At 61.6% G+C, this 5,412-nt stretch carries 5 protein-coding genes; 3 read left to right on the top strand and 2 right to left on the bottom strand.

Annotated elements, in window-relative coordinates:
• Positions 1–139 precede the first annotated feature (139 nt).
• The 3 genes from MCM47_RS34925 (at position 140) to MCM47_RS34910 (ending at position 4,002) form a co-directional block, all read left to right on the top strand.
• On the top strand, positions 140–703 hold the full coding sequence (locus MCM47_RS34925) for a peptide deformylase (RefSeq protein ID WP_238951004.1): 564 nt from the start codon (positions 140–142) through the stop codon (positions 701–703).
• Between the two features lie 206 nt (positions 704–909).
• Positions 910–2,679: a DUF262 domain-containing protein gene (locus tag MCM47_RS34920; protein ID WP_238951002.1), complete on the top strand. Its 1,770-nt coding sequence runs from the start codon at positions 910–912 to the stop codon at positions 2,677–2,679.
• A gap of 51 nt (positions 2,680–2,730) precedes the next feature.
• Complete coding sequence (locus tag MCM47_RS34910; RefSeq protein ID WP_308222580.1) at positions 2,731–4,002, top strand: HipA domain-containing protein; 1,272 nt, start codon at positions 2,731–2,733, stop codon at positions 4,000–4,002.
• Between the two features lie 294 nt (positions 4,003–4,296).
• Here MCM47_RS34910 and MCM47_RS34905 read toward each other — a convergent pair whose 3' ends face one another.
• The gene (locus MCM47_RS34905) at positions 4,297–4,608 is read right to left on the bottom strand and encodes a type II toxin-antitoxin system RelE/ParE family toxin (protein WP_238951000.1); all 312 of its coding nucleotides are present in this window, start codon (positions 4,606–4,608) and stop codon (positions 4,297–4,299) included.
• A complete protein-coding gene (locus MCM47_RS34900) occupies positions 4,601–4,870 on the bottom strand; it encodes a type II toxin-antitoxin system Phd/YefM family antitoxin (RefSeq protein ID WP_007266282.1) in 270 nt (89 codons plus the stop codon). Before MCM47_RS34900 ends, MCM47_RS34905 begins: the two co-directional genes overlap by 8 nt.
• Positions 4,871–5,412 lie beyond the last annotated feature (542 nt).

The following is a 5,412-nucleotide window of genomic DNA, read 5'->3' as shown; positions in this document are numbered from 1 at the left end:
CCGCCGTCAGCCGCCACGACGACGGCGAGCGCCGGCACTTCGCCTGGGCCACCGACGACCCACCGCTCCACGCGCGCTACCGCCTCGAATGGCGCTTCCGCGCCTCCGCCCCCAACCCGCAGCAGACCAAGGAGACAAGGTGATCGAGGTGCGCCCCAGCCAGCAGATGCAGTCCCTCGGCGTCGTCCAACAGGGCACCCCCATCCTCAACCGTCGCGCCGAGCCTTTCGACCTCCCGGCCGAACGCGCCGCTGCCCAGGCGGTGATCGACGAACTGTTCACCGCCGTCGACCGGATCGGCCGCATCCACTCCTTCGCCAAGGGCATGGGCCTCGCCGCCCCGCAGATCGGCATCCCACGCGCCGCCGCCCTCGTCCTGCCCCCGACCGCCGGCGCCGAACCGATCGTCCTGCTCAACCCGAAGATCACCGCCGTCTCCGACGAGATCGATGAACAATACGAGGGCTGCCTCAGCTTCTTCGACGTCCGCGGCATGGTCCCCCGCCCCCTCCGCATGGACGTCACCGCCACCACCCTCGACGGGACCGTCACCACGGTCACCTACGAGTTCGGCCTCGCCCGCCTCATCGCCCACGAGATCGACCACCTCGACGGCCTGCTCTACACCGACCGCATGCGCCCCGACGTCCACCCGATCCCCGTCGACGAGTACCGAGGTACCGGATCCACCTGGACGTATTAAGGAGGCCCGCTACCCAATCGGCTGTCCAAACAAGCGATGTTTGGAGGACAATGCCGGCATGCTCGCCGACGCCGCCGATGGACTGGGGAATCTAGAGGACTTGGCGCTAACCCTGAACGAGCCGTAAGAGAGGCTCTAACCGCAGGCTTACTGGTACTCGCTGCTTCGGCGACTACCAGACAGCACTAGCATTTGTTCTCCCGACCATGACCCGACAGGAGCTGGTAGGAATGTCTGAAACCCCGCCAGGGCTCGCCACCCAGCCCACTGCCACAACCTACGAGCTCGGCGAGATTGTGCCGTGGGCATGGCAGGGGCGGATCAGGGTGCCGCACTTCCAGCGAGACTTTCGCTGGCAGTCCAAGGACGTGCTGAGGCTCTTTGACAGTATTGTTCGCGGTTACCCCATCGGAAACCTGCTGCTGTGGGTTCGGAGGTCACCTGCAGAGATGATCAAGCTGGGCAAGCTGATCATCGACGCTCCCGCGCATGACGAGGCATTGTGGGTAGTCGACGGCCAGCAGCGATTGACAAGCCTCGCCAACGCGCTGAGTCCGGAGGGAAACAAGCACGAGCCGTTCAACGTTGTGTATGACCTGGCGCTTGGAGAGTTCATCGAGTCGCCGAAGTACAGTCTCGAACCGCATCACATTGATGTTCCCACCCTCTTTGATGGTCGGCGGCTGCTCACTTGGTTCCGGACTCAAGGGCCAGACGTGGAAGACTACTACGACAAGGCCGAGGAGGTTTCGACCAAGCTCCGTCAGTACAAGGTTCCCGCTTATCTTGTTCGACAAGACGACCTTGACATTCTGACCGACATCTTCGACCGCATGAACAACTATGGGCGTAGGTTGAACCGAGCTGAAATCTTCACTGCCTTGAATGCTGGGGCGGAAGAAGGTAGCGAGACTCGCCTGAACTTTGCGCGCATTTCCGACAATGTGGCAGCTCGCACTCTATTCGGAACGATCGATGTAAACACGGTTCTCGCATCATTTCTTGCGCGCCGAGGCCCGGATCCCACTAGGGATATTCGAACCGAGTTCTCCTCGGAGATGCGCCGTTCGGGGCTTGAATTTCCAACGGAAGATGAGCAGGCAGCCTATCGCGAGGCGGAGGAGGCGCTGGTACGTGCCGTAATCTTTCTCATCGAGGTCGCTGGCGTGCCACATATCGCTCTCCTCCCCTATCGGGCCCAACTAGTTGTCCTTACGCGATTCTTTGCCCACTTTCCGGAGCCTAGCCCTAATACCTTGCGGCTGCTGCGTCGGCTCTTTTGGCGCCTGTCGATCGCTGGGCCTTCGGTCTTTCGTGGCAGCTTCACTCAGTTCAGTCGTATTCTGAGCAATAAAATTCGCCGAGGTGACGAAGAGGGTTCCGTTCAGGCGCTTCTGGAGACTATGAAAGACGCAGTGCATTCGCCGCCGAGCCCGGACAGGTTTCGCACGAATGAGGCCACAGCGAAAATCGTGCTTAGTGCGTGGTGGTCACTCCGGCCCCGCTCCATTGTCTCTGGGCTTCCTGCGGATGTTCAGAGCCTTTCCAGCGTCCTTGGCGACGAGCAGACTCCGGTTAGTGCCACTCCCTATCTCTTCCCTCGTCTCAACGAGCCGGGGGAGAAGGATAAGCGACTGTGGGCGGCAAACCGGATCTTCCTGCCGTTCGGTGAAGATTTTCCATCTGAGGCTATTAAGATGCTTACTGAACCTCGCATCGACCTGGATCAGAGCATTCAGCAGGCTGTGCTGGAGTCTCACCTCATTGATGACCGGGCGCTGGAGGCTCTATCGCGAGGGGACCGAATTGGGTTCCTCCAGGCTCGCCAGCAGCGTATCCGGACCCAGCTCGAAGATTTCCTTGCTCGTATGACCGAATGGAAGTATGAGGACACCCCGTCCCTGGACGCTCTTGATCTCGATGAAGAAGAGCAGAGCGACTCGGAGATTGATTTCAGCAACGATCGGCTTCAATAGCTGTATCGTCGGAGTCGGGCACGCGTCATTGTGCGTATTCAAGCGGGAGGGATGGTCATGGCGAACCGGTTGCCGGAGGTATTTCACGCCGTGCTGCTCCACGGAGCGCGCGTGGGAACACTGTGTCAGCGGGGTGACTATACGCGTTTCGTGCTGAATCGATCCTACATGGATAGTCCGACTAGACCTGTTCTCGGTCTGCGGTTCGAGGAGAACTTGCAGAATTCCTATGCTTCTGCCTTGCGATTGCCCTGCTGGTTCTCCAATCTGCTCCCGGAAGGGCCGCTTCGGGAGTGGATCGCTCAAGACCGTGGCGTTTCCCTGGAGCGGGAAATGGAGCTCCTAGCCCAGGTGGGCCACGACCTCCCGGGCGCTGTGCAGGTGGTTCCCGCAGATGGACCTGATGACGAGTGGGAGTGGACAGAGTCGGCTATGGCCGGCGGGCGAAGGGCTGCGGTCGACCCCGAAAGGTCATCGCCATGGCGTTTTTCCCTGGCCGGCGTCGCACTAAAGTTCTCGATGTTGGCGAGAGGTGACCGGCTAACGGTTCCGATCGGCGGGGAGCTGGGGGACTGGCTAGTTAAGTTTCCGGACTACCGGCACTCGCATGTCCCCCGCAATGAGTTTGCCATGATGTCGCTGGCCGGTTTGGTCGGTCTGGACGTTCCCGAAGTTCGGCTTGTGCATCGAGATGAGTTTGACGGACTACCTGATCGAATGTGGCCAAATAGCGAGGAGTGGGCATACGCGGTAAGGCGCTTTGATCGGTCGCCGGATCCGAATCGGACTCGGATTCACGTCGAGGACTTTGCGCAGCTCAAGGACACCTATCCGATTGATAAGTACCAGTCGTCTTTTGAGACGGTGGCTTCTTATGCATATCGAGGACGTGACCTCGATTCGCTGCGAGAGGTGGCTCGGAGGATAGCTTTTTCGGTTACCGTAGGGAATGGAGATGCGCACCTTAAGAATTGGTCGCTAATCTACCGAGACCGCATCACTCCAAGTCTTTCTCCCGCCTATGACTTGGTTTCCACTATCCCGTATAACCCCGCCGGCGAGACTGAGGATCTTGGCCTAAAGTTTGGGGGAAGCAGGCGGTTTGAGGTGGTATCGCTGCGCACCTTCAGGGCTATGGAGAATCGCCTAGACAACAGGTTTGGCAAGACGAACGTAGACCTCCCCGACGTTGCAGCAGAGACGGCTCGCCGGGTTCGGGAGCAGTGGCCTGTATGTGAGGACGTATTGGAGTCAACGCCTGATCTGAGCAGTTCCATCAGGGCTTGGATCAGTTCAATGACAGCCCGTCTTCTCGGTAGCTGAGGAGACCCTGGCGGTCGGCCGCCAGCGAATCCGCGATGTGAGGATGTGAACCGTGCGCGGAGGTTGGGCAGTCCGCGGACAGTCCGCAGGACGTCCGATCGCGACCGTCGCCGACCGTCGTTGACCAACCGGGAAATGCCTGGTCAGGGGCATGTATGGAGCTCCGCCGCAGGTCAGGTTCGGCTGGCATTGGTTCCGCTTCAACGTGTAGCGGTGCGCATACCGCACGTTATGTGACGGTCAAGCGTGCAGTCCAGAAGGGGTCGGACTCTGTCGAGTTCGACCCCTTCGTCGTCACCGTGCTGGATGCGTGCTGGAGTTCTGACGCAGGGTCAGCGGCGGTCGGGTCTCGTAAACGGTGGATCGATGTCCCACGTGAACGATCCAGATCACCAGCTCCCCGTTGTCAATCGTGTAGACGACGCGATAGTCGCCGACCCGCAGTCGACGACGTCCGGGCTGGGAGACGAGCGCGGTGGTGTTGAAGCCGAGAGGGTCGGTCTCCAGCTCGGTCAGCTTTGCCAGGATGCGCAGTGCCATCTCGCGAGGAATCTTCCGGAGTTCGGCCTGCGCCTCGGGGCGGAAGACGGTTCGGTACTCACTCACTGCGCGCCAGCGTCTCCCTCATGATGTCCTCGATCGGGATGCCGGGTGCGGGGTTGGCCATGCGCTCGTCGATGATCCGGTTGATCTCGCGCTCTTCCCACTCCTGGTACTTGCGCAGCACCTCGATGGAGACCACGGCGGCGACTTCCTTGCCGCGGCGCGTAATCACCGTGGGCACGTCGTCGCGGTCGGCGCGCTCCACGACCTCCGCCAAGTGTGCACGCACGTCGCGGATGGACTCTATGGGCAGTGGCTGCGTCATGCGCCCAAGCGTACCGACCGTCCCATGTGTACACAACGGGGTGCGCAGTGGTGGGCGGCCCGCCGTGCCGCGGTCGCGCGTGCTGGATGTACTGGATGAACGGCCACTGTGCTGGATCGGTGCTGGATGCGAGCCGCCGGTACCCCGTTTTTGCAGGTCAGAGCAGTGTCCAGGATGTTCCGCTTCAACGTCTGACCCCTGCGTGGATCCGGGACCGCCCGGCCGTCGTCCTCGGACGGTGGCCGGGCGGTCCGGTTTCGAGACGGCGGGACATCGACTTCCCCCGGCGGTCGATTTCTCGACTTGCCATCAGATGCAGTCGATCACTCGATGGGGAACCATGACTCGTTGGAACAGACCTGCCCTGAGCCGCCGGACGCTGCTGGGCGGGACCGCGGCCGCCGGGTTCAGCCCAGCAGGTGGGCGTTGACCGCCCGGGCCGCCTCGGCCAGCTCCGGCAGCTCCACCAGCTCGATCCCGGCCGCCTCCAGCAGCGCCGCGCCCTGGGTCTGCGCGACGAAGGTGGCCGGCTCGCGCCAGGC

The sequence above is a fragment of the Kitasatospora sp. A2-31 genome, from assembly GCF_022288725.1.
Taxonomy (GTDB): Bacteria; Actinomycetota; Actinomycetes; order Streptomycetales; family Streptomycetaceae; genus Kitasatospora.
The sequence above is the reverse complement of the archived record's forward strand: the minus strand, read 5'-3'. Positions and strand labels throughout refer to the sequence as shown.